Source organism: Parafrankia soli (assembly GCF_001854695.1).
In the GTDB taxonomy this organism is placed as follows: Bacteria; Actinomycetota; Actinomycetes; order Frankiales; family Frankiaceae; genus Parafrankia; species Parafrankia soli.
This window is the reverse complement of record NZ_MAXA01000264.1, coordinates 1-26,772: the sequence shown is the minus strand read 5'-3', so window position 1 is coordinate 26,772 and position 26,772 is coordinate 1. Positions and strand designations below refer to the sequence as shown.

25 protein-coding genes are annotated in these 26,772 nt (G+C 71.5%); 18 read left to right on the top strand and 7 right to left on the bottom strand.

The genetic code is table 11. The features are described from left to right. Both BBK14_RS31250 and BBK14_RS31245 read right to left on the bottom strand, forming a co-directional pair. The coding region (locus BBK14_RS31250; protein ID WP_198541487.1) for a CoA transferase at nt 1–413 on the bottom strand (413 nt) is incomplete at its 3' end. A 326-nt stretch (nt 414–739) separates the two neighbouring features. Continuing rightward, nucleotides 740–1,504 (bottom strand): SDR family NAD(P)-dependent oxidoreductase, encoded by a 765-nt coding sequence (locus tag BBK14_RS31245; protein ID WP_071066757.1) that lies wholly within the window; start codon nt 1,502–1,504, stop codon nt 740–742. 533 nt (nt 1,505–2,037) lie between these two features. On the opposite strand from BBK14_RS31245, the gene BBK14_RS31240 reads away from it, so the two are divergent. The 3 genes from BBK14_RS31240 to BBK14_RS31235 all read left to right on the top strand — a co-directional run bounded on the left by BBK14_RS31240 (nt 2,038) and on the right by BBK14_RS31235 (nt 4,646). Then, the gene (locus tag BBK14_RS31240) at nt 2,038–3,072 is read left to right on the top strand and encodes an NAD(P)H-dependent amine dehydrogenase family protein (RefSeq protein WP_071066756.1); all 1,035 of its coding nucleotides are present in this window, start codon (nt 2,038–2,040) and stop codon (nt 3,070–3,072) included. 204 nt (nt 3,073–3,276) lie between these two features. After that, on the top strand, nt 3,277–3,447 hold the full coding sequence (locus BBK14_RS38610) for a hypothetical protein (protein WP_157904370.1): 171 nt from the start codon (nt 3,277–3,279) through the stop codon (nt 3,445–3,447). Beyond that, nucleotides 3,444–4,646: a CaiB/BaiF CoA transferase family protein gene (locus BBK14_RS31235; protein WP_071066755.1), complete on the top strand. Its 1,203-nt coding sequence runs from the start codon at nt 3,444–3,446 to the stop codon at nt 4,644–4,646. Before BBK14_RS38610 ends, BBK14_RS31235 begins: the two co-directional genes overlap by 4 nt. 55 nt (nt 4,647–4,701) lie before the next feature. Here BBK14_RS31235 and BBK14_RS31230 read toward each other — a convergent pair whose 3' ends face one another. Continuing rightward, nucleotides 4,702–5,421: an enoyl-CoA hydratase/isomerase family protein gene (locus BBK14_RS31230; RefSeq protein WP_071066754.1), complete on the bottom strand. Its 720-nt coding sequence runs from the start codon at nt 5,419–5,421 to the stop codon at nt 4,702–4,704. A 290-nt stretch (nt 5,422–5,711) separates the two neighbouring features. Between BBK14_RS31230 and BBK14_RS31225 the strand changes: the two genes are divergently transcribed. The 7 genes from BBK14_RS31225 (at nt 5,712) to BBK14_RS31195 (ending at nt 14,107) form a co-directional block, all read left to right on the top strand. Beyond that, entirely contained in the window at nt 5,712–7,307 is a 1,596-nt protein-coding gene (locus BBK14_RS31225) for an AMP-binding protein (RefSeq protein ID WP_071066753.1), read from the top strand. A 30-nt stretch (nt 7,308–7,337) separates the two neighbouring features. Further along, nucleotides 7,338–8,516, top strand: coding sequence for an amidohydrolase family protein (locus tag BBK14_RS31220; RefSeq protein ID WP_071066752.1), 1,179 nt, complete (start codon nt 7,338–7,340; stop codon nt 8,514–8,516). Next, a complete protein-coding gene (locus tag BBK14_RS31215; protein WP_071066751.1) occupies nt 8,513–9,946 on the top strand; it encodes a FadD3 family acyl-CoA ligase in 1,434 nt (477 codons plus the stop codon). The genes BBK14_RS31220 and BBK14_RS31215 overlap by 4 nt, the downstream gene beginning before the upstream one ends. A gap of 121 nt (nt 9,947–10,067) precedes the next feature. Next, nucleotides 10,068–11,645 carry a methylmalonyl-CoA mutase family protein gene (locus BBK14_RS31210; protein ID WP_071066750.1) on the top strand — a complete coding sequence of 526 codons (1,578 nt, stop codon included), beginning with the start codon at nt 10,068–10,070 and terminating at the stop codon, nt 11,643–11,645. Next, on the top strand, nt 11,645–12,046 hold the full coding sequence (locus tag BBK14_RS31205; RefSeq protein ID WP_018505316.1) for a cobalamin-dependent protein: 402 nt from the start codon (nt 11,645–11,647) through the stop codon (nt 12,044–12,046). The genes BBK14_RS31210 and BBK14_RS31205 overlap by 1 nt, the downstream gene beginning before the upstream one ends. Before the next feature lie 55 nt (nt 12,047–12,101). Further along, nucleotides 12,102–13,058 carry an LLM class F420-dependent oxidoreductase gene (locus tag BBK14_RS31200; RefSeq protein ID WP_071066749.1) on the top strand — a complete coding sequence of 319 codons (957 nt, stop codon included), beginning with the start codon at nt 12,102–12,104 and terminating at the stop codon, nt 13,056–13,058. Then, nucleotides 13,055–14,107, top strand: a complete 1,053-nt coding sequence (locus BBK14_RS31195) for a CaiB/BaiF CoA transferase family protein (RefSeq protein WP_071066748.1) — start codon at nt 13,055–13,057, stop codon at nt 14,105–14,107. The genes BBK14_RS31200 and BBK14_RS31195 overlap by 4 nt, the downstream gene beginning before the upstream one ends. On the opposite strand, the gene BBK14_RS31190 is transcribed toward BBK14_RS31195, so the two are convergent. After that, complete coding sequence (locus BBK14_RS31190; RefSeq protein WP_071066747.1) at nt 14,098–15,087, bottom strand: ferredoxin--NADP reductase; 990 nt, start codon at nt 15,085–15,087, stop codon at nt 14,098–14,100. The two genes, BBK14_RS31195 and BBK14_RS31190, sit on opposite strands and share 10 nt — an antisense overlap. A 114-nt stretch (nt 15,088–15,201) precedes the next feature. Between BBK14_RS31190 and BBK14_RS31185 the strand changes: the two genes are divergently transcribed. From BBK14_RS31185 to BBK14_RS31175, 3 genes are read left to right on the top strand one after another with little or no spacing between them, the layout of a single operon-like run. Then, the gene (locus BBK14_RS31185; RefSeq protein WP_071066746.1) at nt 15,202–16,605 is read left to right on the top strand and encodes a class I adenylate-forming enzyme family protein; all 1,404 of its coding nucleotides are present in this window, start codon (nt 15,202–15,204) and stop codon (nt 16,603–16,605) included. Further along, entirely contained in the window at nt 16,583–17,488 is a 906-nt protein-coding gene (locus tag BBK14_RS31180; RefSeq protein WP_071066745.1) for an acyl-CoA dehydrogenase family protein, read from the top strand. Before BBK14_RS31185 ends, BBK14_RS31180 begins: the two co-directional genes overlap by 23 nt. Further along, entirely contained in the window at nt 17,475–18,563 is a 1,089-nt protein-coding gene (locus tag BBK14_RS31175) for an acyl-CoA dehydrogenase family protein (RefSeq protein WP_071066744.1), read from the top strand. The genes BBK14_RS31180 and BBK14_RS31175 overlap by 14 nt, the downstream gene beginning before the upstream one ends. Nucleotides 18,564–18,641: 78 nt before the next feature. Here BBK14_RS31175 and BBK14_RS31170 read toward each other — a convergent pair whose 3' ends face one another. Next, on the bottom strand, nt 18,642–19,406 hold the full coding sequence (locus tag BBK14_RS31170; protein ID WP_071066743.1) for an SDR family NAD(P)-dependent oxidoreductase: 765 nt from the start codon (nt 19,404–19,406) through the stop codon (nt 18,642–18,644). Nucleotides 19,407–19,615: 209 nt separating this feature from the next. Here BBK14_RS31170 and meaB point away from each other — a divergent pair, with 209 nt between their 5' ends. Beyond that, on the top strand, nt 19,616–20,491 hold the full coding sequence (gene meaB / locus BBK14_RS31165; RefSeq protein ID WP_071066742.1) for a methylmalonyl Co-A mutase-associated GTPase MeaB: 876 nt from the start codon (nt 19,616–19,618) through the stop codon (nt 20,489–20,491). A gap of 71 nt (nt 20,492–20,562) precedes the next feature. On the opposite strand, the gene BBK14_RS31160 is transcribed toward meaB, so the two are convergent. Further along, nucleotides 20,563–21,273, bottom strand: coding sequence for a TetR/AcrR family transcriptional regulator (locus tag BBK14_RS31160; RefSeq protein ID WP_198541486.1), 711 nt, complete (start codon nt 21,271–21,273; stop codon nt 20,563–20,565). 376 nt (nt 21,274–21,649) lie between these two features. Between BBK14_RS31160 and BBK14_RS31155 the strand changes: the two genes are divergently transcribed. The 4 genes from BBK14_RS31155 (at nt 21,650) to BBK14_RS31140 (ending at nt 26,057) form a co-directional block, all read left to right on the top strand. Further along, complete coding sequence (locus tag BBK14_RS31155; protein WP_071066758.1) at nt 21,650–22,648, top strand: acyl-CoA dehydrogenase family protein; 999 nt, start codon at nt 21,650–21,652, stop codon at nt 22,646–22,648. Then, nucleotides 22,632–23,807, top strand: coding sequence for an acyl-CoA dehydrogenase family protein (locus BBK14_RS31150; protein WP_071066741.1), 1,176 nt, complete (start codon nt 22,632–22,634; stop codon nt 23,805–23,807). Before BBK14_RS31155 ends, BBK14_RS31150 begins: the two co-directional genes overlap by 17 nt. Before the next feature lie 10 nt (nt 23,808–23,817). Further along, nucleotides 23,818–24,609, top strand: a complete 792-nt coding sequence (locus tag BBK14_RS31145) for an enoyl-CoA hydratase (protein WP_071066740.1) — start codon at nt 23,818–23,820, stop codon at nt 24,607–24,609. Nucleotides 24,610–24,830: 221 nt separating this feature from the next. Further along, entirely contained in the window at nt 24,831–26,057 is a 1,227-nt protein-coding gene (locus BBK14_RS31140) for a CaiB/BaiF CoA transferase family protein (RefSeq protein WP_071066739.1), read from the top strand. A gap of 284 nt (nt 26,058–26,341) precedes the next feature. On the opposite strand, the gene BBK14_RS31135 is transcribed toward BBK14_RS31140, so the two are convergent. Continuing rightward, the coding region (locus BBK14_RS31135) for an acyl-CoA dehydrogenase family protein (RefSeq protein WP_275078529.1) at nt 26,342–26,772 on the bottom strand (431 nt) is incomplete at its 5' end.

Here is a 26,772-nt window from a genome sequence, read left to right as displayed (position 1 = left end):
GCGTCCGGCCCGCGCTCACCCTGGCCGGTCCCGCGGACGTAGATGATGTTCGGGTTGTGGGCGCGGATGTCCTCGACATCGATGTGCAGCTTGGTGCGCACGCTGGGCAGCTTGTTGGTGAGGAAGACATCGCAGGTGCCGGCGAGCTTGTAGAGGATGTCGCGGCCGGCCTGGGAGGTCAGGTCGAGGCCCAGGCTGCGCTTGCCACGGTTGGAGTGCTCCAGCAGCACGTGGACGTCCTTCGGGACGACCGCGACACCCGAGGACGCCAGCGCGCGCATCGCGTCCCCACGCTCGACGTGCTCGATCTTGATGACGTCGGCGCCCCAGTCGGACAGCAACGCGGACGCAGCGGGTACGAACGTGTGCTCAGCGACCTCGAGGATCCGTACACCCTGCATCACCGCGGTCATGAACACTCTCCCGCCCAGGAAGCGGTCGGCGTTCCTGCCGGCCGACAAGTATTTAACATTGACGTCGATACCAGCTTCTACTCGAGTCGGTCCAGGGACAGCCCGGCGCCCGTGTCGGGTGCCCCCGGGACGGGCTGCCGCCGGACGCCGCCGGCCGCGGCCCGCCGACACGCTCGGGCGGAGCCGCACAAACACCCCGCAACGCCTGTGACGACACTCTCATGTCGCCGTCGCAGAGGCCAGGAGCTCTCTCGGTAGCTGGTGATCGGCTTGTCGGCCGGTGGAGGTGCCGGTCGCGTCGGCGCGGTGCCGGCACCGACGCGGTGTCAGCGGGGCGCCATCCGCAGGGCGCCGTCGAGCCGGATGACCTCACCGTTGAGGTAGGAGTTCTCGAGCAGGTCGGTGGCCAGGCGGCCGAAATCGGCCGGCGTGCCCAGCCGCTTCGGGTGCGGCACCCCCGCGGCCAGGCCGTCACGGATGTCGTCGCGCAGGCGGCCCAGCATCGGGGTCTCGAACACGCCGGGGGCGATGGTGTTCACCCGGATCGCCCAGCTCGCCAGGTCCCGGGCCGCGACGATCGTCATCCCGCGCACGCCGGCCTTCGCGCTGGCGTAGGCGGTCTGCCCGATCTGGCCCTCGAAGGCCGCGACGGAGGCGGTCAGCACGATCGCGCCGCGGTCGCCGTCGAGCAGCTCCTCGTTCTTCGCCATCCGCTGCGCGGCCAGCCGCACGACGTTGTACGTGCCCACCAGGTTGATCCGGATGACGTCGGCGTAGCTGTCGAGCGGGCCGGCGTTGCCCTGCTTGTCGAGGATGCGGTTGCGGTCGCCGCCCCGGCCGGCGCAGTGCACGACGGCGCGCAGCGGGCCGGTGGTCTCGGCCTCGTCCAGCGCCGCGTCGAACTGCTCGGTGTCGGTGATGTCCGCGGCGACGAAACGCACACCGAGCTCGGCGGCGACGTCCTTGCCCGGCGACGACGGCAGGTCCACGACGGTGACCGCCGCACCGCGCTCCAGCAGGACCCGCACAGTACCCAGGCCCAGGCCCGACGCACCGCCGGTGACCAGAACAGACCTTCCGTTGAGCAGCACGAATCCTCCTGCACGAGTGTTTGGGATGGCGGCCGTCGAGGTGCCCGTGGTGGCAGCCGCGTCATGAATCACGACGAGTTGGACCCACGACGAGCTGCGTCCATGACAATTCGGCCGTAGTCGCGACAATATTGACGGCCGTGTCAGGCCGAGCCTACGCTGTGGTGCAGAGCACAGACCGCGCCTCGTTCCGCGGTCGACCGGCGGTACGGGCGCCCCGGCCTGGTCGTTCTCCCATACCCCTGCTCGTCGGCTCCTCGCCGACCCTGTCGGCGCGAGTCGTGCCGGCGCTGGTCTCCGTCGGCCGGCGCGCGGTGGCCGGTGCTCGCACCACATCGTCTGCCATACCGACTCCGGTGTCATATCGACGCGACTGTCACATCGACGCAGCTGTCACCTGATGCGGCCGTCAACGTCGTCGTCACACCGGAGCGGCCGTCACACGACGCCGCCGGCGCGGCTGTCGAGGGCATGTCGGGCTCGCCGTCATGCCCGAGGCCGCGCGTCCCGGCGTCCAGGAGGGGATGACAACCATGGGGAAGCACAGGGTCGTGCAGTGGGCGACCGGCAACATCGGCACGTACGCGTTACGTGCCGTCATCGAGCACCCTGGCCTCGAGCTGGCCGGTGTCTTCGTGCACTCGGCGGAGAAGGCGGGCCGCGACGCCGGTGACCTCGCCGGCGTCGGCGCGACCGGCGTGGCCGCGACCGCCGACGCCGACGAGGTCCTCGCGCTCGGCGCCGACTGCGTCCTCTACATGCCCAGGTACTTCGACGTCGACGAGGTCAGCCGGATCCTCGCCTCAGGCGCGAACATCGTCACGACCCGCGGCGAGTTCCACCGGCTGGAGGACATCGACCCCGAGGTGCGCAAGCAGGTCGAGGCGGCCTGCGAGCAGGGTGGCAGCTCCATCCACAGCACCGGCAGCAGCCCCGGGTTCATCTCGGAGGCGCTTCCCCTGGTGCTGTCCTCCATCCAGCGCCGGCTCGACCGGCTGGCCATCGCGGAGTTCGCCGACCTGTCACGGCGGGACTCGCCGGGCCTGCTGTTCGACGTGATGGGCTTCGGTCAGGCACCGGGCGAGTTCGACGAGGGCCGCCTCTCCCACGGCAAGACCAGCTTCGGCCCCTCGCTGAACCTCGTCGCCGACGCGCTCGGGATGCCGCTCGACGGGCTGGAGGCCTCCGGCGACGTGGGGACGTCGGCCAAGTCGGTGCACATCGCCGCCGGCACGCTGGAGGCGGGCACGGTGGTCGCCCAGCGGCTGACGGTGTCGGGCCTGCGCGGCGGCCGCGAGGTCATGAGCTTCCGGGCGACCTGGTACTGCACCGCCGACATCGAGCAGGACTGGGACATCCGCGCCACCGGCTGGCACGTCGCCGTCGAGGGTGACGCTCCCCTCGACATCGACCTGCGCTTCCCGATCCCGATGGAGCGCATGGCGGCGGTCGCGCCCGCGTACACCGCCAACCGTGCCGTCAACGCCGTGCCCACCGTCTGCGCGGCCGCGCCGGGCATCCGCACCACGGTCGACCTCCCGCAGATCTTCGCCACCGCGCTCGGATAACCGCGCGGCGCGGCGCGGTTTCCGGGACGCGGCACCCGGGTGCGCGGCGTGGTTGGGCTTGACGTCGCCAGGGCGCGATCGAGCGGGTCGGCGGCCGCCGAGCGCCCCCGCCGGCGGGGGCACCGGTTCGTTCTCACCGAACGGACGGTTGATTCGCTTGTCTCGAGAATGTAACTTTCAGTCATCCTTTCCGGGCATCGGGAGGTGGCGGCGGTCCGCGCCCCACCACCCGGCGACGTCGACCCGGCCGGCGCGACCGCGCGGGACGACGCGCGGGTGTTCGCGCACCGGCTCCGACGGCGGGTGCCCGGGAGTCGGCGCCGTGGGCTGGAGGAGCACATGAAGCACAGGACGATCGCGCGGGCGGCCGCATGAAGCCGCTCGGGGGGATCCGGGTTCTCGAGGTGGCGATGTACGGCTTCGTGCCGTCCGCGGGCGGCGTGCTCGCCGACTGGGGCGCCGAGGTCATCAAGGTCGAGCACGCCGTCACCGGCGACCCGCAGCGCGGGCTGAAGCAGACCGGCAATCTCAAGGTCGGCGACGGCCCGAACCCGAACATCGAGCACGCGAACCGCGGCAAGCGCAGCCTCGGCCTCGACATGTCGAAGCCGGAGGGCAAGGCGGTCCTCGAGGAACTGATCCGGCGCGCGGACGTGTTCCTGACCAGCTTCCTGCCACGCTCGCGCCGCAGCCTCGGCATCGACGTCGAGGACGTCCGCGCGATCAACCCGAAGATCATCTACGCTCGCGGGAGCGCGTTGGGCCCGCGCGGGGTGGAGTCGGAGAAGGGCGGCTTCGACATGACCGCCTTCTGGGCGCGTGCCTCCTGCGCGGCCAGCATCACCCCCCGCAGCCGCGACGGCATGACGCCGCCGCCCGGTCCGGCCTACGGGGACACGATCTCGGGCACGAACCTCGCCGGCGGGATCGCGGCGGCCCTGTTCCGGCGGGAACGCACCGGCGAGCCGTCCGTCGTCGACGTCTCGCTGCTGGGCAGTGGGCTGTGGGCGATGGGGCAGTCGATCGCCCTGTCGCTCCTGCTCGACGAGCCGCTGGTGGCCCCCGAGCCGGGTTCGCTCGCCTCACCCAACCCGCTGTCCGCGCTGTACCGGACCTCCGACGGCCGGTTCCTCTCGCTCGTCATGCTGCAGGCCGCCCGGTACTGGCCGGACGTCTGCCGCCACATCGACCGGCCGGAGCTGGCCGACGACCCGCGGTTCGCCTCCGCCGAGCTGATCGCGGCCAACGCCGAGGAGGCGGTGAAGCTGCTCAGGGAGGCGTTCGCCGCCCGCACCCTGGCGGAGTGGACCGAGCGGCTGGCCACGCTGTCCGGGCCGTGGGCCCCGGTACAGGACTCGTTGCAGGTGGGCGGCGACGCTCAGATCCGGGCGAACGAGTACCTGCTCCCGGCCGGGGAGATCGAGCTCGTCTCCAGCCCGGTCCAGTTCGACGTGTCCGCCCCCGAGCTCGGACCCGCCCCCGAGTTCGCCGCCCAGACCGAGGAGATCCTCATGGAGCTGGGTCTGGACTGGGACCGCATCATCGAGCTCAAGGGCGCCGGCGCGGTCACCTGAGCCTGCCGCCTGTCGCGGGCGGCCGGGCTACCGGCCGCCCGCGACAGCGACAGCGTCAGCGGGTGCGCTTCGTCGCCCGCTCGACGGCTGCCCAGTGCTCGTCGGCCACCCACAGCCGGGCGAAGGTGCGGGCCGACTCCTCGGCGCCGACCCCGTCGCTCATGACGTACTTGATCGCCCGGGCCGGGGGAGTGGCGAGCGACCTCGCCAGCGCGCGCCAGCCCGCGTCGAACTCGGCGCGGGGCAGGACCCGGTCGAGCAGGCCGAGCCGCTCCGCCTCGGCCGCGCCGAGGGTGACACCGGTGCCGGCGAGCAGCAGCGCCCGGCCCCGCCCGACCAGGTCCGCCAGGCGCTCGGCGCCGCCCCAGGCGGGCATGATCGCCAGGGTCGACTGGGTAAAACCGATCTTGATGTCGTCGGCGGCGACCCGGATGTCCGCGGCCACCGCGACCTCGGCGCCCCCGCCCAGCGCGTGCCCGTTGAGCGCGGCCACGACCGGGGCGGGGAAGTCCGCGATCCGGTCGCAGATCTGGCGCATCCGCAGCGCCATGCCGGTGGCCTCGTCCTCGGTGCGCAGTGCGGCGAGCTCCTTGAGGTCGCCGCCCGAGACGAAGGCCCGGTCGCCGGCGCCCCGGACGACGAGCGCGCCCGCGCCCGCGGCGGCGTCCAGTGCCTTCTCCAGCTCGCCCATGGTCGCCAGCGAGATGGCGTTGCGCGCCTCCGGCCGGTCGATGGTGATGACGGCGAGCCCATCATCCAGCTCAAGATCAATCACGGGCGCGACTCCACGGCTCGGGAACGGTCCACGGCTAACGAGGGGCCGAGAATCCGATTCTTTATAATGAAGAGTACCATTCCGGCCTGCTGGCAGGGGTCTGTCGGCGGCGTGCACGGCCGTCCCGCCACCTCCGCAGGCGCCCGCCGGCACCTGTCCGGCGACCGGCCGGCCGGCCGCAGCCGCCGGGTGCCAGGCACCGTCGTCGCGGTCGGTCGCGGGGGGAGAGGTGGAACTTGTCCTCTCTGCCTGAGAGAGTCTAGGTATCGTCAGAGATCGGAGCTCGCGTCATGCGCACGATCCCACCTGAGCTGGTCAAACGGTACGAGGACGAAGGGTGGTGGACGCCCGAGACGCTGGGCGGCCTGCTCGCCGCCGGCCTCGACGCGACCCCCGACGCGGAGTTCCGCGTCCACTCGGCGGTCCGGCCGTGGTCCGGGACGTTCCGCGACGTCGAGCAGGTCGCCCGCCGGCTCGCCGCCGGGCTGCGGGCCCGCGGCGTCGGCCCCGGTGACGTCGTCGTCTTCCAGCTGCCGAACTGGATGGAGGCGGCCGCCGTCTTCTGGGCGTCCTCCTTCCTCGGGGCGGTTGTGGTTCCCGTCGTGCACTTCTACGGGCGCAAAGAGCTCGGCTACATCCTGGAGCGGACCTCACCCAAGGTCTTCGTCACCGCCGAGGGCTTCGGGCGGATGGAGTACCAGCCCGACCTGAGCCGGGACGTCCCCGTCGTCGGCGTGGTCGGCCGCGACTTCGACGAGCTGCTCGCCGACGCCCCGCTGCCCGGCGTGATCGCCACCGATCCGGCCGCCCCGGCGGTGATCGCGTTCACCTCGGGAACCACCCGTGACCCCAAGGGGGTCATCCACACCCATCAGACCCTCGGCTTCGAGACGCGCCAGCTCGCCGGCCTCTACCCGCCGGACCGCGGCCGCCAGCTCACCGCCGCGCCGGTGGGGCACTTCATCGGCATGCTGAACGCGTTCCTGATCCCCGTCCTGGACGGCCGGCCGATCAACCTGGCCGACGTCTGGGACCCGGCCCGGGCCCTGGAACTGATGGTGAGCGACGGGCTGACCGTCGGCGGCGGCGCCACCTACTTCGTGACGAGCCTGCTGGACCACCCGAGCTTTTCGCTCGAGCAGCACCTGCCGGCGATGAAGTACGCCGGGCTGGGCGGGTCGTCCGTCCCAGCGGCGGTCACCACCCGGCTGGACGAGCTCGGCATCACCGTCTTCCGGTCCTACGGCAGCACCGAGCATCCGTCGATCACCGGCTCGCGCCACACCGCGCCGGCGGAGAAGCGGCTGTTCACCGACGGTGACCCGCTGCCCGGGGTGGAGATCCGGCTCGACGCCGACGGCGAGATCCTCAGCCGCGGCCCGGACCTCTGCCTCGGCTACCTCGACGAGGCCCTGACCGAGCAGGTCTTCGACGCCGACGGCTGGTACCGCACGGGCGATGTCGGTGTCCTCGACGCCGACGGTTACCTGACGATCGTCGACCGCAAGGCGGACTTCATCATCCGCGGCGGGGAGAACATCAGCGCGCTCGAGGTCGAGGAGGTCCTGCTCACCATGCCCGGGGTCGCCGAGGTCGCGGTGGTCGCGGCCCCCGACGCCAGGCTCGGCGAGCACGCCGCCGCGATCCTGCGGCTGCAGCCCGGGATCGGGCTGCCCACACTGGAAGAGGTGCGCGCGCACTTCGCGCGGGCCGGTCTGGCCCGGCAGAAGTGGCCCGAGGAGCTTCGCGCGATCGAGGACTTCCCCCGGACACCCAGCGGTAAGATCCAGAAGGCCGTGCTCCGGCGGGAGCTGCGCACCGTCCCGCAGGGAGACCGTCAGGGGGACCCATCGGGACACATTGCGGCTGGGCAGGGAAGAGAATAAGGTTCTCCTTATCAGTAAGGGAGGATCTCAATGTCTACGCGAGTGCCGCCGTACCCGATCTTCGACGCGGACAACCACCTGTACGAGACCCAGGACGCGTTCACCAAGTACCTGCCCGAGGAGTTCAAGGGCGCGATCCGGTACGTCGAGGTGGACGGCCGGACCAAGATCGCTGTCCGGGGTCACATCAGCGAGTACATCCCCAATCCGACCTTCGAGGTCGTCGCCCGGCCCGGTGCGCAGGAGGACTACTTCCGCATCGGCAACCCGGAGGGCAAGTCCTACCGGGAGATCATCGGCAAGCCGATGCGCTCGATCCCGGCCTTCCGTGAGCCGAAGTCCCGCCTCGAGCTCATGGACGAGCAGGGCATCGAGCGGACGCTGATGTTCCCGACGCTCGCGAGTCTGCTCGAGGAGCGGATGAGCGACGACCCGGAGCTGACCCACATCGTCATCCACGCGCTCAACGAGTGGCTGTACGAGACGTGGCAGTTCAACTACGAGAACCGGATCTTCACCACTCCGGTGATCACGCTGCCGATCGTCGAGAAGGCGATCGAGGAGCTGGAGTGGGTCGTCGAGCGCGGAGCGAAGGCGATCCTGATCCGCCCGGCGCCGGTCCCCGGGTTCAGCGGCTCGCGGTCGTTCGGCCTTCCGGAGTTCGACCCGTTCTGGGAGAAGGTCGTCGAGTACGACCTGCTGGTCACGCTGCACTCCTCGGACAGCGGCTACAGCCGGTACACCGACGACTGGGAGAGCAACAAGCGCGAGTTCCTGCCGTTCCAGCCGGACGTCTTCCGGATGATCGGCCAGTGGCGCCCGATCGAGGACTCGGTGGCCGCGCTGATCTGCCATGGCGCGCTGTCCCGGTTCCCCACCCTGAAGATCGCCGTCGTCGAGAACGGCGCCTCCTGGGTCGGCCCGCTGATCAAGACCCTGAAGGACGTCTACAAGAAGTACCCGCAGCAGTTCGCCGAGGAGCCGGTGTCGGTGCTGCGGCGCAACGTGCACATCAGCCCGTTCTGGGAAGAGAACATGGCCGACCTCGCCGAGCTGCTCGGCGTCGAGCGGGTGCTGTTCGGCTCGGACTTCCCGCACCCCGAGGGCCTCGGTGACCCGGCCAGCTTCGTCGACGAGCTCAAGAACCTCACCGACGAGGAGAAGGCCCTGATCATGGGCGGAAACCTGGCCAGGCTGATCTCGGGATGAAATGGGAAACCATCCCGGAGATGGTGCTGAGCGCGGCCGACCGCTTCGACGACGCCGAGGCGGTCGTCGACGGTGCGCTGCGCCTCACCTACACCGAGCTGGTCGACCGCATCCGTGCCGCCGCGGGCTCGTTCGCGGCGGCGGGGGTGGGTAAGGGCGACCGGGTCGCGATCTGGGCGCCGAACTCCGCCGAGTGGATCATCGCGGCCTTCGGGCTGCTGACCGCCGGCGGGGTTCTGGTGCCGGTGAACACCCGGTACAAGGCGGAGGAGGCCGACGACATCCTCCGCCGGAGCGGGGCCAAGATGGTCCTGGTCCAGGAGGGTTTCCTCGGGCAGGTCTACGCCGGCACCACCTGTGTCCCCGCCGTCGACATCAGGTCGGGCTTCCTGTCGAGCGGCGCGCCGCTCGACAGGCCGGTGGGCCAGGACGGCGACGAGACCGCCGACATCCTGTTCACCTCGGGCACGACCGGGCGTCCCAAGGGCGTCATGATGAACCACCGGCAGACGCTGCGGCTGTACGAGGAGTGGTGCGAACTCGCCGACCTGCGCGAGGGCGACCGCTACCTCTGCGTGAACCCGTTCTTCCACAACTTCGGGTACAAGGCGGGCCTCGTCGCGGCGCTCATCCGCGGCGCGACGATCGTGCCGATGGCGGTCTTCGAGATCGACAAGCTGATCGAGCTGGTCGAGCGCGAGAAGATCACGATGCTGCCCGGCCCGCCGACGCTCTACCACTCGCTGCTGGCGGTGCCGGACAAGACCGCGCTGGCCTCGCTCCGGTGCGCCGTCACCGGGTCGGCCGACATCCCCGTCGAGCTGATCCGGCGGATGCGTGACGAGCTGCCGTTTCAGTCGATCATGACCGGCTACGGCCTCACCGAGGCGGGGACGGCGACCGCGTCGAGGCCGGGCGACTCGTTCGAGGACATCGCGACCACGGTCGGCACCGCCTGCGACGGTGTCGAGGTGGCCGTCGCCGACGACGGCGAGGTGCTCGTCCGCGGGTACACGGTGATGCAGGGCTACCTCGACGACCCGGTCGCCACCGCCGAGGCGATCGACCCCGACGGCTGGCTGCACACCGGTGACCTCGGCACGCTCGACGAGCGGGGGCACCTGCGGATCGTCGGCCGCAAGAAGGACATGTTCATCGTCGGGGGCTTCAACGCCTACCCGGCCGAGATCGAGGGGTTCCTGCTCGAGCACCCCGCGGTCGCGCAGGCGGCCGTCATCGGCGTCCCGGACGAGCGGATGGGCGAGGTCGGCAAGGCCTTCGTCGTCCGGCGCGCCCCGGTCACCGCGGACGAGCTGATCACCTGGAGCAAGGGCAGGATGGCGGGGTTCAAGGTGCCGAGGACGGTGGAGTTCCTCGAGAGCCTCCCGCTGAACGCCTCGGGCAAGGTGATGAAGGACCACCTGCGGTGACCGGGTTTCCGGGGACCGCGCGCCGCCGGCAGCCGGCGCGCGGTCGGTACCCGGTGAGCGCCGCGGCCCCGGGGCCGCGGCCGGTGTCGACGTTCCGTCTCCAGAAAGTGTCGAAGCGACGATGAGCGATTCTGTCCAGACCAACTCCGGCCTGCCGGTGGAGCCGGTGTACGGGCCGGCGGACCGCGCCACCGAGCCTCCCGCGCCGGGCCGTTTCCCGTTCACCCGGGGTAACTACGCCGCCGGGTACCGCGGGCGCACGTGGACGTTCCGCCAGTACTCCGGCTTCGGTACAGCCGAGGAGTCCAACAGCCGGTACCGCTACCTGCTGGAGCAGGGCGGCACGGGCCTGTCGGTGGCCCTCGACCTGCCCACTCAGTGCGGGTACGACTCCGACGACCCGGAGGTGACCGAGGAGGTCGGCCGGGTCGGCGTCGCGGTCGACACGCTCGCCGACGCCGAGGTGCTCTTCGAGGGCATCCCGCTGGACAAGATCAGCACCAGCTTCACGATCAACGGCACCGCCGCGATCCTGTTGGCCTTCTACGTGGCGGCCGCGGAGCGCTCCGGCGTGCCCCGGGCCAAGCTGACCGGGACGATCCAGAACGACATCCTCAAGGAGTACGCCTCCCGCGGGACGTGGATCTGGCCGCCGGAGCCGTCGCTGCGCCTGATCRCCGACACCATCGAGTTCTGCGCCGAGGAGGTGCCGCGCTTCAACGCGATCTCGGTCGCCGGCGCGCACTTCCGGGACGCCGGCGCCAACGCGGTGCAGGAGATGGCGTTCACCCTCGCCGACGGCGTCACCTACTGCGACACGGTGATCGAGCGCGGTCGGCTGTCGATCGAGAAGTTCGCGCCGCAGGTGTCGTTCTTCTTCTACACCCACGGCGACTTCTTCGAGGAGATCGCCAAGTACCGGGCGGGCCGGCGGCGGTGGGCGACCATCGTCCGGGAGCGCTACGGCGCGACCGCCGACAAGGCGTCGATGTTCCGCTTCGGCTGCGTCGCCGGTGGGGCCTCGCTGTACGCGCCGCAGGCGCAGAACAACATCGTCCGGGTCGCGTACGAGGCGATGGCGTCGGTGCTCGGCGGCGTGCAGTCGATGTTCACCGCGGCCTGGGACGAGCCGTTCGCGCTGCCCAGCGAGGAGTCGGCGACGCTCGCGCTGCGCACCCAGCAGATCCTCGCCTACGAGACCGGCGTGACCCGCACCGCCGACCCGCTCGGCGGCTCGTACTTCGTCGAGGCGCTCACCGACGCCACCGAGGCCCGCATCATCGAGATCATGGACGACCTCGAGCAGCACGGCGGCATGGTCCGCGCGATCGAGGACGGCTATCTCCAGGGCATGATCGCCGACGAGGCGTACAAGCTGCACCAGGACATCGAGAACGGAACGGTGCCGATCGTCGGCGTGAACCGGTTCGTCTCCGACGAGCCCGCGCCGGACCTCGCCACCTACGAACTGGACGCCGAAGGCCGCGAGCGGCAGCTGAAGCGGCTGGCGAAGGTCAAGGGCGAGCGCGACGCCGCGGCCGTCCGGGCCAGCCTCGACACGCTGGCCCGCGCCGCGGAGGGGAATGGGAACCTGATGCACAACCTGATCGACTGCGCCAACGCCTACTGCACAGTGGGCGAGATGGTCGCCACCCTCAAGAACGTCTGGGGCGAGTTCCAGCAGCCGGTGGTGTTCTGATGCCGGCGCGAGTACTGGTCGCCAAGCCCGGCCTGGACGGGCACGACCGCGGGGCCAAGATCGTCGCGCGGGCGTTGCGCGACGCCGGCTTCGAGGTCGTGTTCACCGGCATCCGGCAGCGCGTCGAGGACATCGTGACCATCGCGCTGCAGGAGGACGTCGCGGTCGTCGGGCTGAGCATCCTCTCCGGCGCGCACATCGCGCTGACCACGCGCACCATCGAGGCGCTGCGGGCGGCGGACGCGGCCGACATCGCCGTCGTCGTCGGCGGCACCATCCCGCCGGCGGACGTCCCCAAGCTGCTCGAGGCGGGCGCCGCCGGGGTGTTCCCGACCGGCACCCCGCTCGAGCAGCTGGTCACCGAGGTCCGCGCGCTGACCTCGACACCCACCCCGTCCTGATCCGGGGCACGGGCGCAGCGAGACATCGGAAACATTCGAGACCTGGAGGGGTCCAGTGCGGGTCGGCGTGATGATCGGACCGGAGCGGGGTGACTCCGCGCGCAAGGTCGGGCGGATGATCGACGACGTGTTGTGGGCCGAGAGCGCGGGGATGGACACCGCCTGGATCCCCCAGGTGCCCTCGGACTTCGACGCCCTGATCGCCGTCTCGCTGATGGGCGCGCGCACGGAGCGGATCGAGCTGGGCACGGCGGTCGTCCCGCTGCAGGCCCAGCACCCGGTGGCGCTGGCGCGCCAGACGCTGTCCGCGCAGGCGGCGACCAACGGGCGGCTGGCGCTGGGCGTCGGGCCGTCGCACCACTGGATCGTGCGGGACATGCTCGGCCTGCCCTACGACAAGCCGGCGGCGTTCACCCGGGACTACCTCCAGGTTCTCCAGGTGGCGCTGCACGGGCCCGGCCCGGTGGACGTCGAGAACGACACGTTCCGGGTGCACAACCCGCTGGAGATCGGCCCGATCGCCCCGCTGCCCGTGTTCGTGGCCGCGCTCGGCCCGGTCATGCTGCGCATCGCCGGCGAGCACGCCGACGGGACGGTGCTGTGGCTGGCCGACGAGCGCGCCGTCGCCGACCACGTGGCGCCCCGGATCACCAAGGCCGCCCAGGAGGCGGGCCGCCCGGCGCCGCGGATCGTGGCGGGCATCCCGGTCTGCCTGTGCCTGCCGTCCGAGGTCGACAAAGCCCGGGAGCGGGCGAACCGCATCCTCGGCGAGGCCGAGGTCTCCCCGAACTACCAGCGGCTGCTCGACCAGGGCGACGCGACGAGCGTCGGCGACCTGTGCGCGGCCGGCGACGAGGCGGCCATCCTCGCCCGGTTCCGGCAGTTCGCCGACGCGGGGGTCACCGACCTCTCCGTGCGGCTGCTGCCCATCGGCGAGAACCGGGACGAGCTGGTCGCGTCCAAGCGCCGGACCCGGGAAGTGATCGCCGCCCTCGCGGCGGAAGTGAGATGAGCGCCGGACCGCTCGACGGCATCCGCATCCTCGAGGTCGGCCACATCCTCGCCGGCCCGTACGCGACGATGGTGCTCGCCGACCTCGGCGCGGAGGTCACCAAGCTCGAGCCGCCGGGCGGAGATCTCTCCCGGCAGGTGAGCGACGCCTACTTCGCCAGCATCAACCGTGGCAAGYGCAGCATCCGCCTCGACCTGACCAGCGAGGACGGCCGGGCCCGGCTCGGCGAGCTCGCCGCCGACGCGCACGCGCTGCTGGTCAACCTCAAGCCGTCGGCGATCCGCCGGTTCGGCCTGACCTACGAGGACCTGCGCAAGTACAACGAGAAGCTCGTCTGCGTCGCGCTGACCGGCTTCGGCCTGTCGGCGGGTGACGACCCGGCGTTCGACTACGTGATCCAGGCCGCCACGGGCATCGCCGCGCTCACCGGCGACCCGGACGGCCCGCCGACGCTGCCCGGCTACTCCTCGGCGGACAACTCCGCCGGCCTCACCGCCGCGGTCGCGCTGCTGGCCCAGATCGTATCCGGCCACGGCGGCCAGCTCGAGGTCTCGCTGCGCGACGTGATGCTCTCCCAGCTCAACTACCGCGCGGCGGCCTACCTCAACGACGGGGTCGAGCCGCGCCGGCTGCCCTTCGGCGCGCACTCCTACTACGTCCCCGCCCAGCTCTTCCCGACCGCGGACGGCTACCTCGCCCTGTTCGTCACCCACGACGGCTTCTGGCGCTCGTTCGCCACCGAGGCGGGGGTGAGCGGCTTCGCGACGATGGCCGAGCGCGCGGCGCGGCGCGAGGAGGTCCTCGCGGTGGTCACCGCGGCCCTCGCCGCGGACACCGCCGCGAACTGGGAGGACCGGCTGCGGCGGCTGGGTGTGCCTGCGGCGAAGGTGCGCACGCTGCCCGAGGCACTGGCGGCCACCCCCGAGGTCGTGGTGACCGCCGGCGACTTCCGGCTCGTCGGCAGCCCGATCCGCGTAGCGGGCTACGAGCCCGTCTACGGGCCGCCGCCTCGCCTGGGCGAGCACGGCGGCCTCGCCGATCATTCGTAGCGGACGACCGTCGAGCCCGAGTCGGGCACTCCCTGGCAGGTCAGGATGTAGCCGTCGTCGATCTCGTCCTGGGTGAGGGCATCGTTGACCCGCATCGTCGCGGTGCCCTCCTCCAGCTTCGCGATGCAGGTGGCGCAGGTCCCGGATTCACAGGAGAACGGCGGGGCGAGGCCGCCGCGCCGCGCGCTTTCGAGAAGGGTCTCGCCCTCGCGCCTGGATACGGAGATCTTCTTCCGGCCGAGGAAGATGGTGACGGTTCCCTCGACCTCCTCACCGGCGGGCTCGGTGCTGGCCGGTGTGCCGAAGCGTTCGACGAAGACCCGCCCCGGCCCGGGAAACGCGCTCTCGACGAGATCCATGAACGGCTCGGGGCCGCAGATGTAGCAGTCGGCGTTGCCGTCGGCGCCGACGAACGCCTTGACGGCGGCGTCATCGAGGAATCCGCTGTCCGCGTCGAGGTGGCGCACGACGGAAAGGCGGTCCGGGTACTTCTCGACAAGCTCCGCGAGCGCCCGCTCGAAGATCATTGACGGCTTGTCGCGGTCGGCGCACAGCAGCCGGACAGTGCGGTCCGTGTTCGACAGCGCGCTCTTCGCCAGCGAGATGATCGGAGTGATTCCACTGCCGCCACAGAAACCCAGCAGGGGGACGTCGGTCTCCTGGAGGCAGAAGATGCCCTTGGGCTCGGTGACCTCGACCTCGTCGCCCGCGGTGACGTTGTCGATCAGCCAGTTCGACACCCGGCCGCCCGGCACCCGCTTGACCGTGGTCATGAGCTCGGAGTCGGTCTCCGGGGCGCTGGACATCGAATACGAGCGCAGGAGCTCCTCGCCGTCGATCTGCACTCGGAAGGTGACGAACTGACCGGCCCGGTACGTGAACGATCCCTCGCGCGGAGCGAGCACGAAGGTACGCGCATCGGCGGTCTCGTGAACGGTCCGGGTGACGGTCGCCCTCTGGAACAGAGGGGCTCTCGGCATCGACGGCCTCCTTCTGGTATGAAGATTCTGCTGGAGTGAGAATATAATTTCCGCAGCACCTGCGTCGTCCCGTGCCCGCCTCCGCGTTGACGTGACCGTCCGAAAGGAGCGGCAGTGAGTGACCGCCCCGCGCTCGTCTTCGAGGAACAGCGGTACAGCCTGGAGCGACTCGACGCGCTGACCGACGGGCTGGCCACGGGATTGGCGAAACATGGAGTCCGGGCTGGGGAACGCGTCGCACTGATGGCCTCGAACCGGCCGGAGTTCGTACTGGCCGTCCGGGCCGTCTGGCGACTGGGCGCGGCTATCGTACTGCTGAGTCCGTCCTGGCGGCGGGCCGAGATCGAGCACGCGCTGGCCGTCACCGAGCCCGCGCATGCCGTCGGTGACCAGGACGCGCTGGCCGAGCTGCTGCCGATGTGGCACCTTGACGAGCCGATCGGCGCGGGGGAGGGGCCGTTCCCGACACCGGACCCGCACGCCGACGCGCTACTGGTCTTCAGCTCCGGTACGACCGGCCTGCCGAAGGCCGCCCGGCACACGCGGGCCTCGTTCGGCGCGGCCGTCGGGCACTGGCGCGACGCACTCGGTCTCACCGCCGCGGACCGCGTCCAGATCACCACCCCGCCCTCGCACATCCTCGGCCTGCTCAACATCGTCACCGCCCTGGAGACCGGCGCCTGGATGCGGCTGCACCGCCGGTTCGACCTCGAGCTGATGCTGCGCTCGATCGAGACCGACCGGATCACCGTCGAGATGGCCGTCGCGCCGATCGCGCTGGCCATCGCCGCCCACCCCACGCTGGAGTCCTTCGACCTGTCGTCGCTGCGGTACATCATGTGGGGCGCGACACCGGTGACGGCCAGCGTCGCCGAGACCGTCACCAGACGCACGGGCGTCGGCTGGGTGCCCGCCTACGGGGCCAGTGAGCTGCCGGTCATCGCCTGCAACCCGCTCGAGGGGGCCCGGCTCGACAGCGTCGGCCGGGCCGTCCCGGGCGTGCGGCTGCGGGTGGTCTCGCTGGAGAGCGGAGTGCCGGTCGGCCCCGGCGAGACCGGCGAGATCCAGGCCCGCGCGGAGTCGCTGATGGCCGGCTACCTGCCCGCCGAGGCGACGGCGGACGCGTTCGACGACGGCTGGTACCGCACCGGCGACGTCGGCAACCTCGACGCGGAYGGGTGGCTCCGGCTCACCGACCGGGTCAAGGAGATGGTCAAGGTGCGCGGCTTCCAGGTCGCGCCCGCCGAGGTCGAGGGTGTGCTGCACGCGCACCCCGCGGTCGCCGACTGCGCCGTGTTCGGCCTCCCCGACACGGCCGACGGCGAGGTGCTCGTCGCGGCCGTCGTGACGAGTACCCAGGTCGACCCGGCGGAGCTCGTCGCGTGGGTGGGCGAACGGCTCGCCTCCTACAAGCGGCCCCGCCGGATCGAGCTCGTGGAAGAAATCCCCCGCCTGCCCTCGGGCAAGGTACTGCGGCGAGTCCTCAAGGAGCGCTATGGACGTACGTCTGACGACTGAGCAGCGGGAGCTGCGCGAGGCGGCCGCCCGGCTGGCCGACGACCTCGGCCCGGGATCCGTCATCGATCTCGACGACGCCGACCGCGCGGCGCGGCTGGAGAAGGCGGTCGCCGCCACCGGGTGGCGCTCGCTGCGCTCCGACGGCGCCTCCGGGGTCGAGGTCGCCCTCGTCGTGGAGGAGTTCGCCCGCGGCCTGGTCGACGTCCCCTTCCTCGGGCCCGTGCTCGCCGACGACCTGCAGGCCAGGTCCGGCGCGGCGGTCGAGTCGGTGGCGCTCGCCGTCGGCGGCGAGGCGGTGGACGCCCGCGGCCTGAGCGCCGCCCTGCGCCTGGTCGACAACCGGGTCGAGACGACCGGCGTCGGCGAGCCGGTGTTCGGGATCGACCTCACCCGGACGAACGCCGCCGTCACCGACCCCGTCACCGCGGTCGGGGAGCTCGCGGCGGACGCCGCGCAGCGCTGGCAGGCGCTGGCGCTGGTCGTCACCACCGCCGACATCCTCGGCGCCGCCCGCGGCGCGCACGCGCTGGCCTGCGACTACGCGAAGGTACGCACCCAGTACGGCAAGACGATCGGGTCGTTCCAGGCGGTGGCCCACCTGCTCGCCGAGAGCCTCGCGCTGATCGAGGGCTCGGTCAGCATCCTGCGCTACGCCGCCTGGGCGGTCGACGAGCTGGATCCGGCGGAGGCGCTGCGGGCCGGCCGGTTCGCGAAGGTCTACACCGAGCGCGCCGCGCGGACCATCTGCGAGACGTCGATCCAGGTGCACGGCGGCATCGGCAACACCTGGGAGTGCCTCGCCCACGTCTTCCTGCGCCGCGCGCTGACGTCCGGCGCGCTGTTCCCCGTCTCTCTGGAGGAGATCGACCTTGGACTTTCGTGACTCGCCGGAGGAGGCCGCCTTCCGTACGCGGCTGCAGGACTGGCTCGCCGAGAACGCGAAGAACTTCCCGACGTCGGGTGACGAGTACTGGGCCAAGGCGGCGCAGTGGCACCAGGCCCTTTACTCGGGCGGGTTCTTCGGGACCTCCTGGCCGAAGGCGTACGGCGGCCAGGAGCTGCCACCCGTCTACGACGTGATCGTCGACGAGGAGCTGGCCCGCGCCGGCGCGCCGGCGCGGCCGAGCCTGGGCTACCTGGTCATCGGCCTGGGCCGGCACGGCAGCGAGGAGCTGCGGCAGCGGTTCCTGCCGGGCATGATCAACGGCACCGAGCGCTGGTGCCAGGGCTTCAGCGAGCCCGGCGCCGGCTCCGACCTGGCCTCCCTGACCACGACGGCCACCCTGGAGGGCGACCACTACGTCCTCAACGGCCACAAGATCTGGACGAGCTACTCCGATGACGCCGACTGGTGCCTCGTGCTCGCCCGCACCGACCCGGACGCCCCACGGCACAAGGGCATCTCCGGATTCATCGTGAACATGCACCAGCCGGGCATCGAGCAGCGTCCGCTGCCGATGATCAGCGGGGTGACCAAGGAGTTCGGCCAGGTCCTGTTCGACGGCGCGACGGTGCCGGCCGACCAGATGGTAGGCGCGCCCGGCGAGGGCTGGAAGCTGGCCATGACGGTCGTCAGCCACGAGCGGGAGCCCTCGACGCTGGGCTTCACCGCGCGGTACGGAAAGACCGTGCGCAACCTGGCGGCCCGCCTGGACGGGGAGCCGTCGGAGTCACTGCGGTGGGCCGCCGTGCAGACCGAGATGCTGCGCCTGCACGTGCGCCGGCGGCTGTCCGAGCAGCTCGACGGGCTCAGCCACGGCCCGGACGGCTCGCTGGACAAGCTGTTGATGACCTGGGTCGAGCAGTCGGTGGGGCACGCGTCGCTGGACGCGGGCGGCACTCGCGACGCCGAGCTGCTGGGCACCTACCTCTACAGCCGCTCGCAGAGCGTCATGGGCGGTACGTCGCAGATCCAGAAGAACATCATCGCGACCCGCATCATCGGTCTGCAGGCCTGACCCGGGACGGGTGCCTGCCGCCGGTCGGCGGTGGCGCGGGGAGCAGCTCCCCGCGCCACCGCCGAGGCGGTGCGGGGACTACTTCGGCGGGAAGCGCAGCGCGCCGTCGAGGCGGATGACCTCGCCGTTGAGGTAGTCGTTGGTGATGAGCTGCTCGGCGAGCGAGGCGTACTCGGGCGACTGGCCCATCCGCTTCGGGAAGGGGACCTGCGGGCCCCAGTAGGCCTCCAGCTTCTCCCCGGCCTTGCCGTAGGCCGGGGTCAGGATCGTGCCCGGAGCGATCGCGTTCACGCGGATGCCCAGCGGCGACAGGTCACGCGCGGCGACCAGCGTCATGGAGATGACGCCACCCTTGGCGGCGGAGTAGGCGATCTGGCCGATCTGCCCCTCGAAGCCGGCGATCGACGCGGTGTTGACGATGACGCCCCGGGCGCCGCCCTCGAGCGGCTCCTCCTGGGCGATGGCGGCCGCCACCAGCCGGGTCACGTTGAACACCGCGGTCAGGTAGTACGTGACGGTCGTCGTGAAGGCGTCCAGGCTGTGCGGCGAGCCGTCCTTGCCGACGAGCCGACCGCCGCCGGCCGGGCCGCCGTGGGTGTCGACCGAGATCCGCAGCGGGCCCAGCGTCTTGGCCTCGGCGATCGCGGCGAGGATGTCCTCCTCCGAGGTCGCGTCCACGTGGACGTAGCGGATGCCCAGCTCGGACTCCAGCGCCTTGCCCTTCTCGTCCGCGACGTCGGCCACGACGACCTTCGCGCCCGCGGCGTGGAGACGGCGGACGGTGGCCTCCCCGAGGCCGCCGGTTCCACCGACGACGAGGGCGGAGTTTCCGCTGATCTGCATTAAGGTTTCCCTCTCTTGCTAGCCGCACTTTCGATCTGGAAGACTAACATTCTCATGAATGCGATCACGATCAAGAGCGCAGCCGCTTCGGTCGATGTGCGGCCCCGGATCTCGCGGGCCGTCTGTTCTGGTGCACACGTCGGTTCCGTCGGGGCCGCCGGCGTTACCGGCCGTGGCACGTCCCCAGCCGGCCCGCACATCGGACCCCGGTGAACATTCTGGAGACTGTGGCCGCCGCGCGCGCTGGTTCACTGCGCGCCGTCGGCCGGTTGCTGAGTCAGGTCGAGGGCGCCGGCCGTGACCAGGTGCTGGCGGCCCTCGAGCCGGCCACCGCCCGGGTGATCGGCGTGACGGGCCCGCCCGGCGCGGGCAAGTCGACCACGATCGGCGCGCTCGTCGGCGCCTACCGGGAGCGCGGCCTGCGGGTCGCGGTGCTCGCCGTGGACCCGTCCTCGCCCTACAGCGGCGGGGCGCTGCTCGGCGACCGGATCCGGATGGCCTCGCACACGAACGACCCCGACGTCCTCATCCGCTCGCTGGCCGCCCGCGGCCACCTGGGCGGGCTCGCCGCGGCCGTGCCGGCCGCCGTACGGGTGCTCGCCAACCTGGCCTACGACCTGGTCCTGGTGGAGACGGTCGGGGTCGGCCAGTCCGAGATCGAGATCGCCGCCGTCGCCGACCCGACGATCGTCGTGCTGACGCCGGGCGCCGGCGACGCCGTCCAGGCGGCCAAGGCGGGCCTGTTGGAGGTCGCCGACCTGCTGGTCGTCAACAAGGCCGACCGCGACGGCGCCGACCAGACCGTGCGTGACCTGCATCTTGAGGTCGACGCCCCGATCCTCACCCTCGTCGCTTCCAAGGGGGAGGGCCTGGCCGCGCTGGTCGAGGCGATCGACGCCCACCACCGCGCCGACACCCTCGCCCGCCGGACGGCCCGCGCGCACGCCCAGATCCTCTCGCTGGCGCAGACCCGCCTACGGGAGCACCCGGATCTCGGCCGGCTCGCCGACGAGGTGGCCAACGGCCGGCGCGATCCCTACGCGGCGGCCGAGCTGCTGCTCGGCGGCCTGCCCGAGAAGGCCTGACGGCGCGGAGAAAGACCTTCTCGGCGGCGGGCGACGCGGCGTATCGCCCGGCCGTGTCCAGGCGGATCCGATCAGGTGGTCTGCACACCACCGGTGAAACCGGTGAGGCAGAAATCCCACACTTCCTCGACGGTGATCGGATGTACGTTCTCGTCCTCGGACACCCCGTTGGACTGGGCCAGGAACATGACGGTCTGCATCACCATCGCGGCGGCGCGGCGTGGCTTGAGATCGGGGCGCAACTGACCGGCCGCGGCGGCCCTCGTCATCATGTCGGTGATCAGGGCGAGCAGCGGCGCGTGCGCGACCTTGACCTCGGCCGGGTGCGAGACCAGCAGCTGCGGGGCGAAGTCGGTGAACAGGGGCCGCTGCTGGCGGGCCCGGTCGGAGTGGCTCTGCTCGTACAGCAGGCGGACGGTGATCCTGAGCTGGCCCAGCGGGTCGGGCTCCGCGGCGGAGGCCTCGCGGATCTGCCGGGCGGACTCGTTGAGGGCGTCCTCGAACAGGGCGAGCAGGAGCTCGTGCTTGCCGCTGAAGTGCTGGTAGAAGCTGCGCAGCGACTGGCGTGACCGGTCGACGACCTCCTGCACGGTGAGGTCGATCGAACCCTTCTCGGCGATGATCGCCTGGGCCGCGTCAAGGAACTGGACGACACGCTGCTCGGCCCGGAGCTTGGCCGCCCGGGTCGAGCGCTCGACGGCACGCTGCTTCCAGGCCGGCTCTTCGGTCGGCGTGATCACGGGCAGCTCCGTCTTCTGTGCCATGTACAGAAAGTACTGCACTGCTGCGCAGACATACTGCTAACACAGCAGGTGGACCCACTCCGGTGCCGTCGAGATCATAGCTATCGATCAATGAGAATGATATTCTCGCACCTGTTCGGCGTGAAGGACCACAGGAGTGGTCCATACGTGACCTGGCACGTGCAAACCGACTCTGGGATGTTGGAAGGGTCGGCGGGGGGGGGTCGGTCCCTCCGCGCGCACCGGGCCGGCAGGTGTGCCGTCCCCGGGGTGTTGTCGGGCAGTGTGTGCTCTCAAGGAGCCGATGTGACGATCTTCGCTGACCCGCGTGGCGGCACGGGAGGCCCGGCCGTGGCGCCCCTCGCCCGCCCCGCCGCGGCCGGCGCCGCCGCCGACGCGAGCCCGGGAGGGCGAGATGCTCTTTGAGTTCGACTCCGACCAGCGGCTGTGGCAGAAGACGATCCACGAGGTCCTGGTCAAGGAATGCCCGCCGGCGCTGATCCGCGGGATCGCCGACGAGGGCGCCGACCCCGCCCCGCTGTGGCGGGTCTACGCCGACCTCGGCTGGACCGAGCTGACCGAGCCCAGTGAGGCCGTGGAGCTGGCGATCGTCCTCGAGGAGCTCGGCTGGGCGACCGACCCGACCCCCTATCTGGCGACGATGACCTGGTTCACCCCGCTCGCCCCGGGGGTCGCCGATGGGGGCCAGACCGGCAGCGCCGTCCTGGACGGCGTGTCCGCCCGGCGTGACCGCGACGGCTGGGTCCTCAGTGGCGTCGCGCGGCACGTCCTCGACGGTGACCGCGCCGACCGGCTGGCCGTCGTGACCGACGCGGGGGTCTTCGCCGTCCCCGCGGCTGATGTGCGGGCCACCCGGGTCGACGTCTTCGACCCCACGCTGCACATCGCCGAGGTCTCGCTGCCCGGCGTCCGGGTCGGCGACGACGCGCGCACGGGCGCCGACCCACGGGCGGCCCGGGACCTCGCGCTCACCGGGCTGGCCCTCACGATCGTCGGGGCCTGCCGCCGTGTCCTGGAGCTGACGCTCGACCACGTGCGCACCCGCGAGCAGTTCGGTGCGCCGATCGGGTCGTTCCAGGCCGTCAAGCACAAGGCGGTGGACATGCACGTGGCGCTGGAACGCGCCCGCGCGCTGGCCTACTTCGCGGCGCTGACGATCGCGGCCGACGACCCGCGCCGCCGGCTCGCCGCCTCCATGGCCAAAGCCGCCGCCGGCGAGTGCCAGTCGGTGGTGTTCCGCAACGGCCTGCAGCTTTTCGGAGCCATGGGCTTCACCTGGGAGAACGACCTGCAGTTCGCGCTCAAGCGGGCCGTCGCGGGCGAGCTGCTGCTCGGCGGCGCCGCCGAGCACCGGGCGCTGATCGCCGAGGAGTACCGTGCAGCTCACGTTTGATGCCGACGTCGAGAGGTTCCGGGCCGAGTTCGCGGCCTTCCTGGACGCGAACCTGCCCAGCGAGGCCGAGACCGGCGAGCGCGCCTACTCCAGCGCGCACGTCCCCGAGTGGGCGCGGCGCTGGCAGCGGCTGCTGTTCGACTCCGGCTGGCTGCTGCCGGGCAATCCGCCGGAGTTCGGCGGGCGCAACGCCTCCATCCTCGAGCAGTACGTCCACCTCGAGGAGCTGGACCGCCGGCGCATCTACCACAGCTTCAACCCGCAGGGGCTCGGCATCATCGCCGCCTCGCTGCTGTCGTTCGGCTCCGAGGAGCAGAAGCGTCGCTGGGCGGTGCCGATCCTGCGGGTCGAGATCACCGCGGCGCTCGGGATGAGCGAGCCCGGCGCCGGCTCCGACCTGGCCTCGCTGCGCACCCGGGCGGTGCTCGACGGCGACCACTTCGTGGTGAACGGGCAGAAGATCTGGACGTCCGGCGCCCACGACGCGGACGTGCTGCTCACCTTCGTCCGCACCGACCCGGACGCGCCCAAGCACAAGGGCATCAGCGTGCTGCTGATCCCCACCGACACCCCCGGCGTCACCCGCCGGCCCTTCGGCTCCCTGATCGACCGCGACGACGTCGACTTCAACGAGGTCTTCTTCGACGACGTCCGGGTGCCGGCGGAGAACCTCGTCGGCGCGCTGAACAACGGCTGGCACGTCGCGAACGGCTCGCTCGGCCACGAGCGCACCCTGCTGTGGCTGAGCTTCGCGCTGCGGCTGGAGGAGCTCGCCCGCGACTTCCGTCCCGTCGACGCGCTCGACCGCGACGCGTACGCACGGCTCGTCATGGACGCCCAGGCGCTGCGGCTGCTCGGTTCGGCGGCGCTGGCGCGGGCCGCGCGCGGCGAGCAGGACGTCGCCGCGCTGTCCGTTCTGAAGCTGCTCGGGTCGGAGGCGGTGCAGAAGGCCTCGGAGCAGGCGATGGAGTCAGCCGGGGTGGCGGCACTCGAGCATCCCGGGATGACCGCGCCATACGCTCATCTCAATCTCGAGGCGTTCTCCGCCGGGTGGTTCGAGCGCTACGCGCGGTCGTTCGCCGGCACCATCGCCGGGGGCACCTCGGAGATCCAGCGCACGATCGTCGCCGAGCGCGTGCTCGGTCTGCCCCGGAGCTGAGGAGCCAGGCTTGTTAATTCTCTACGACGTCGCCGACGGGATCGCGACGATCACCCTCAACCGCCCCGAGGTCGCGAACGCGCAGAACGGACCGCTCCTCGAGGAGCTCGACGCGGCGTGGACGAAGGCGGCGGCCGACAAGGACGTGGCGGTGATCGTGCTGCGCGCGGAGGGGAAGCACTTCTCCGCCGGGCACGACCTGAAGTCCGGTCAGCCGCTCCCCGATAAAATCACCCTGGAGATGCTCTACGAGCTGGAGGCACGGCGCTACCTGGAGTTCTCGCTGCGGTGGCGCAACGTTCCCAAGCCGTCGATCGCGGCGGTGCAGGGGCGCTGCATCTCGGGCGGGCTGCTGCTGTRCTGGCCGTGCGACCTGATCATCGCGGCCGAGGACGCGCTGTTCTCCGACCCCGTCGTCGCCATGGGCATCGGCGGTGTCGAGTACCACGGGCACACCTGGGAGCTCGGCCCGCGCAAGGCCAAGGAGATCCTCTTCACCGGGCGCGCGGTCACCGCCACCGAGGCCGAGAAGATCGGCATGGTCAACAAGGTGGTGCCCCGCGACCAGCTCGACACCGAGACCCGCGCGCTGGCCCAGCACATCGCGACGATGCCCAGCTTCGGGCTCCGGCAGGCCAAGCGCGCGGTCAACCAGACCCTCGACGTGCAGGGCTTCTACGCCGCGATCCAGTCGGTGTTCGACGTCCACCAGACCGGGCACGGCAACGCGCTGAGCGTCAGCGGATGGCCGGTCCTGGTCAACCTGGACCAGATGAAGTCAGCGATCAAGAAGGCCGACTAGGTCTGACCGGCCGGCCCGGAACAGGGCCGACCGGTCTGGTGGGCCGGTTCGGACCCAGGCCGACCAGGGTTCGGCGGGCCGGTCCGGCGCAACAAGGTCAACGGAGCCGGCCTGCCGGCCCGAGACACAGCCGACGGCGGCGGGCGGGGGCGCGTGACGGCCCCGCCGGCCGCCTTTAGCCGCGCGTCGCCCGCCGACGCCGGCACAGCCCGGGAGGCAGCATGACCGCAACGGACGAACGCACCCTCGGCGGCACCGCGGGCGGCGGGCCGCGCCCGCTGGAGGGGCTGCTCGTCGTCGGTCTCGAGCAGGCCGTTGCGGCACCGATCGCCACCCGGCACCTCGCGGACATGGGCGCCCGGGTGGTGAAGGTCGAGAACCCGCGCGGCGGGGACTTCGCGCGCCACTACGACGGCGCGCTCAACGGGATGGCGGCCCACTTCGTGTGGGTCAACCGCGGCAAGGAGTCGCTGACCCTCAACCTCACCGACCCGCGGGGAGCCGAGGCGCTCGAGCGGCTGCTGGGCCGGGCCGACGTCCTCATCCAGAACCTCGCCCCTGGGGCGGCGGCCCGGCGCGGCCTGGCCGCCGAGCAGGTGGTCGCCCGCCATCCGCGGATGGTCGCGGTCGACATCTCCGGCTACGGCGAGGGCGGTCCGCTGTCCCACAAGCGGGCCTACGACCTGCTGGTGCAGTCCGAGGGCGGGTCGTGCTCGGTGACCGGCGAGCCGGGCCGGCCGGCCAAGGCGGGCATCCCGATCATCGACCTCGCCACCGGGATGTACGCCCTGAGCTCGATTCTCGCGGCCCTCTACGCCCGCCGGGAGACCGGGCGCGGCTCGGCGATCTCGCTCAGCCTCTTCGACGTCGTCACGGAGTGGATGGGCTACTCCCTCAACTTCACCATGGGCACCGGTGTCGAACAGCAGCCGGCCGGGGTGGGCTCGCCCGCCGTCGCGCCCTACGGCGCCTACCCGACGGCGGACGGCCAGACCGTCGTCCTCGGCACCACCAACGACCGGGAATGGCAGCGGCTGGCCCGCACCGTCCTCGACCGGCCCGACCTGGCGGACGACCCGGCCTTCGCCGGCAACGCCGACCGGGTGCGCGAACGCGCCCGCCTCGACGAGGTGATCATCGCCTGGTCGAAGAGCGTCACCCTCGTGGAGGCCCAGGAGATCCTGGACAACGCCGAGCTCGGCAACGCCCGCCTCAACGGTGTCCAGGACGTCCTGGACCACCCGCACCTGCGTGAACGCGACCGCTGGCAGGAGGTCTCGACCCCCACCGGCACCGTCCAGGCGCTGCTGCCCCCGCCGATCGCCGCCGAGTGGACGCCCCCGATGGGCGCGGTCCCCGCCCTCGGCGAGCACACCGACGCCCTCCTCGCTGAGCTGGGCTACCCGACTGAGGAGATCGCCGCCCTGCGCCGCGACCGGGTGGTGTAACGCTCGCCCCGCACCCGAGAGTACGGGTGCGGATCGCCATCTTTCGGGCAAAACACTCGAAGCTCCGGGTAGCCTGCTCGCCCTTTCGTTTCGTCCTCGCCGTTTCGGGGGTCGATCCCGGGGGAATCCGGTCCGAAAGGGCGAGAAGGAGAGTAAAGTGCGAGCAGACTGGCCCCGGAACCCCCGCGCCGGCTTCCGCGGAGCATCCACCCGGAAAGCCGAAGGGCCTTCTCGCGGGAACCGGAACGGTTCCCGCGAGAAGGCCCTTCGGCTTTTTCGACCTGTCAGAGGTTGACCAGGCGTGGGGCGTGGTTGTTCTGGCGGATGTGGGCGCCGGCCTGGCGGGTGAGGTCGCGGGTGCTGCCGAGGAGGCCGTCGAGGGTGAGGGTGCGGCGGAGGTGGTGGTGGAAGTCGTGTTCGGCGGTGAAGCCGATGCCGGCGAGGACCTGCTGGCAGTGGCGGGCGGCGTCGAGGGCTGCCTTGCCGGCGGCTGCCTTGGCGAGCAGGGCGGTGAGCGCGATGTCGCCGGTGGTGGTGCCCGTTCCCGTGGTTGTGCCCGCGTCGGTGGCGGTGGTTGTCGCGGTGGTGGTGGCGGTGTGGAGGGTGGCTTCGGCGCCGTCGAGGGCGACGAGGGTTTCGGCGAGGCGGTGGCGGACGGCCTGGAAGGAGGCGATGGGCCGGCCGAACTGGGTGCGGGCGAGGGCGTGTTCGCGGG